The organism is Nitratidesulfovibrio oxamicus, from assembly GCF_015731765.1.
GTDB classification, from domain to species: domain Bacteria; phylum Desulfobacterota; class Desulfovibrionia; order Desulfovibrionales; family Desulfovibrionaceae; genus Cupidesulfovibrio; species Cupidesulfovibrio oxamicus.
On the sequence record NZ_VRYY01000255.1, the window covers coordinates 1 to 3,748 of the forward strand.

General features: G+C 69.0%; 3 protein-coding genes. All 3 read left to right on the forward strand.

The genetic code is table 11. The features are described 5' to 3' along the window. Window positions 1-352, forward strand: a 352-nt coding sequence (locus FVW20_RS09700; protein ID WP_196609266.1) for a hypothetical protein, incomplete at its 5' end; no start/stop codon positions are given. A 167-nt stretch (window positions 353-519) separates the two neighbouring features. Further along, window positions 520-1,959 (forward strand): alpha/beta hydrolase family protein, encoded by a 1,440-nt coding sequence (locus FVW20_RS09705; protein ID WP_196609267.1) that lies wholly within the window; start codon window positions 520-522, stop codon window positions 1,957-1,959. 451 nt (window positions 1,960-2,410) lie between these two features. After that, complete coding sequence (locus tag FVW20_RS09710; RefSeq protein WP_231039011.1) at window positions 2,411-3,247, forward strand: hypothetical protein; 837 nt, start codon at window positions 2,411-2,413, stop codon at window positions 3,245-3,247. The last annotated feature ends 501 nt before the right edge of the window (window positions 3,248-3,748 follow it).

The window sequence follows — 3,748 nt, forward strand, 5'->3', positions numbered from 1 at the left end:
GCGGCGAAGCGGCGGCGGCACGCACGACGGCAGGGACGGTGGGGAGGGCGCGTCCGCTGCTCCTGCCCCCGTGCCCGTCGCGCCGCGCCCGGTCGATACCGGGGTGGCCGAAACAAGCCTGGACAACTCCGAAACTCCGGTCACCTTCTGGCTCACTTCCCAGGGGCTCATGCTGCTGCCCGGCTCGTGCTGCTGGCAGACGGCCTCTGCAGGCGGTTCTTCCAGCGTGCGGGGCAATTTCTCCGTGGACGCTGGCAGGGCACCGGCGGAACCGCCACCTGCGGTTGAGGTGCCCATCGAGCCGCTATTGCAATGCGCGCCGCACCTCTCCTACTGGGGCAGGGTGCGCTGACGGGGGGTGCGTTCGATCGCATGGGCCGAATGAAGCGCACGGGGCGAATGGACGAATGGTGTCGCAGCGGATTGCGTCTGCCGCGCCCCCGGTCGTCCGCCCGCATCGGGCCTTGCCGGGTGGGTGCGCATGCGGTATCTCGCTCGTGGACATACCGGAGGTTTCCCATGCCGCGCGGCTACGCGCCCCGTACCCCGTTCCACGCCCGCATCAACGCGTCCGGCACCGCCCGGCGACTGTCGCGTCCCTTGCTGGCCGCATCGCTGGCCGCCGCCCTGCTGCTGCCCGTGGGCCTGCCGCAACGCGTGCCCCCAAACCTTCCGGTCGGCACCCTTGCCCCTTTTCTGCCCACGATGCAGGAGGCCCGCGCGGACGAGCCCGCCTCGTATCAGCCCGGCTTTCGCACCATGGGCATCTGGATTCCCGAAACCGGCGAACGGCTCGACGTGGCCGTATGGTACCCCTCCGTCCGCGCCCCTTCCGAAATCCACCTTGGCGACTGGACGCTGGACGTGGCGCGCGGCGGCAAGGAAGTGCCCGGCCGCTTCCCGCTGCTGGTCATCTCGCACTGCACAGCCGGTTCGCGCCTGGCGCACCATGATACGGCGGAAGCCCTGGCCCGCGCGGGCTTCGTGGTGGCCGCGCCCACCCATCCGGGCGACAACAGCAACGACACGTCTTCGCTGTTCCTGCCGGAACAGCTCACGGCCCGGCCCCGGCACGTCAGCACCACCATCAGCAAGCTGCTGCGCGCACCGGAAACCTCACCCATGATCGATCCCGCCCGCATCGGGGTCATAGGGTTTGGCACTGGCGGAGCCACCGCCCTGCTGCTGGCGGGCGCACGCCCCGACGGCACCCGCTATGCAGGCTACTGCGAACGCACCACACCCGGCGACCCCTACTGCACCAAGTGGGCCGCCGAACGACTGTCCCGCCTGCCGGAAGCCCTGCGTTCGCTGCAACCCGGTCCCGGCGACAATGAGCCCGGTTCCAGCCCGCCCGCCGCATCACCAGCCACGCAGGCCGGACAGGCCGGACAGGCCGGGCAGGGCCTGCCAGCTCAATTCCCCCAGACCGCGATGGCCGACGCCCGGGTGCGTGCCGTGGCGCTGGTGGCTCCCGGCTACGGCATGCTTTTTCCCCGTGCGTCCCTGACCAGGGTCACCGTGCCGGTGGCGATCCTGAAGGCCGAGGACGACGAGGTGAATCGCGCCCCCCTGCATGCCGACGCCCTGCGCGCCGCCCTGCCCCGCACGCCGGAATTCACCGTACTGGCCGGTGCGGACCATTACGCGTTCATGGCCGCCTGTCCCCGCGCCCTGCAACGCGACCTGCCGGAACTGTGCGGCGGGGTGGATGAAGACAGCCGCCAGGCCATCCACCGAGTCCTGAACGCCCGGCTGGTTCGCTTTTTCCTGTCCACGCTGGGCGAGGCCGGACCGCCCCTGCCCGCTCCGCCCCCGGAGCCGGAACCTCAGGTACGGCAAGCCCCGCCACCGACGGTCAACGCCACCGCGCCCAAAAGCAAGACCAAGGGCGACAGGGACGAAAAGCGGAAAAAAAACGGCAAGCCGCGCAAGCAGGACGAATCCGCCCCGCGCTGACCTGCTTGCCGGGCACGGTCCGGGCACCCTGGCCTTTTTTCCCGGGCAGCGGGTTCCGGCCACGGTACATTCCGCCCCAACCAGCGCCTGCGCCCCTATTCTCTAGAGTCTCATGCGGCAATCAACATACTGGAAAAGCATGGTTTTTATAACAACAACGCAAACCCTGGCCATCAATCGCGCCACGGGGGGCCTGGCGGAGACAACGCGCCCCTGCGCACTTTTTGCAACAGCCTGAAATATAAATATTAAAAAAACATTTCCGCGCACCATACCGCGCCCTTGACAGGGGCCGTCCGAATCAATAAAGCCTGCACACGTGGCGATACGCCATACAACACCATCCGAAGGACTCACGGTAAACACCACCATGCGCGGCGACAACGTTCGGCGTGTACCTTGCCTCTCCATATATTTCCGCAATGTAACCGCATCCCGACTGCTGGCATCCTTGCTGGCACTGTTCGTGTTTGCCGTGCCCACCGTCACCGAGGCGGAGCGCGGCGACATGCCCGACACCCTGTCCGGCCATGGCCGGGCCGCGGTGAACGGAGCTGGCGACGCCCGCCGCGTGGCCCTGCACTCCTCGGAGCCGCAGGCCCAGGCAGACGACGACGGCTGGATCGACATGCCCGGCGGCTCGCGCCCGGCCTACATCGGCATCCACGGCGGCACCGTGCCGGTCAGCCTGCTGGCCACGCGCGGCGGCAGCACCATGGTGGCCATGGTGGGCGAAACAGGCAGCGACTTCCTGTATGTGCTGCGCGGTGGGCGCAACCAGTCCGTCGCCAACGGCAGCGACCAGACCGAGGCCGCCTCTGAACTGCTGGCCGCAGCCAAGGCTTCTGATGGCGCACATGCCGCCACCGTGACGCTGGATGCCTCGCGCCCAGCCAACATCCCCGGCGCCCGCACCGCCGCCATGCCGGAACCCGGCGCCAACGGCACCGTGCTGTTCGCCTCCACCCCGGAAGGCAGCGTGCCGGTCATCTACGCCTCGGGCCGCTCTTTCGAATCGCTCGACATCGCCCTGGCCGACTGGACGCCCTTCGGCCTGACCGAGGACCATGTGACCAGCGACGGCAAGGGCAAGATCGTGGCGGGCAAGAAGGCCGCCAAGAAGGCCAAGGCCAAGCAGGTGGCCCGCTCTGCCAAGCCGGAACAGGCGGACAAGGCCCGCGTCGGCAAGGCAAAACCCGGCAAATCCGACAGGGTTCCGCGCCTGCCCCGCAACGAAAAGGGACCGGTAAGCATTCAGGACGCCTCCGACAGTCTTATCGCCGCCTGATACATCTGGCTCAGCAATGACATCCGACGCCCCCGCCCAGCGGGGGCGTTTTCGTTTGTGCGCCCGCACCCCGGTCACGTACCGTTTGCGTGTCCGGGCGCATCCCCGCATCCGCTTTCCCGTCCGCCCGCCACCACTTCACGCGCCCCCGGGCCGCCACCGCATTGTCCCCCCTCAATGGCCTCTCGCGCCGATCCCCCTTCCGGTCCGTGCTTTTCGACAGGCGTGCCGGCCCGATAGGCCGACAGGCCCGAGACCAAGGTCATGGCCGCGCCCCTTCGGGACGGCCATGCGCCCCCTTTGCCACCCCGCTGCGGCCAGCACGGCCCCGCAAGACAGGTGTATGCACATCCTCTTGCGCATGGCGGGCCGGGCATGCCGCCCGGCGGCCCACGCGCGGAAGGAGCATGGCATGGACTGGAAAGGCATTGGCACCACGGTGGCCCGTGTGGCACCGCTGCTGGGGGCGGCGCTGGGCGGCCCCGTGGGCGCGGTGGCTGG

Bases quoted from the DNA above. Each gene is read 5' to 3' on its own strand.
- FVW20_RS09705 (WP_196609267.1), top strand. From the start codon at position 520: ATGCCGCGCGGCTACGCGCCCCGTACCCCGTTCCACGCCCGCATCAAC.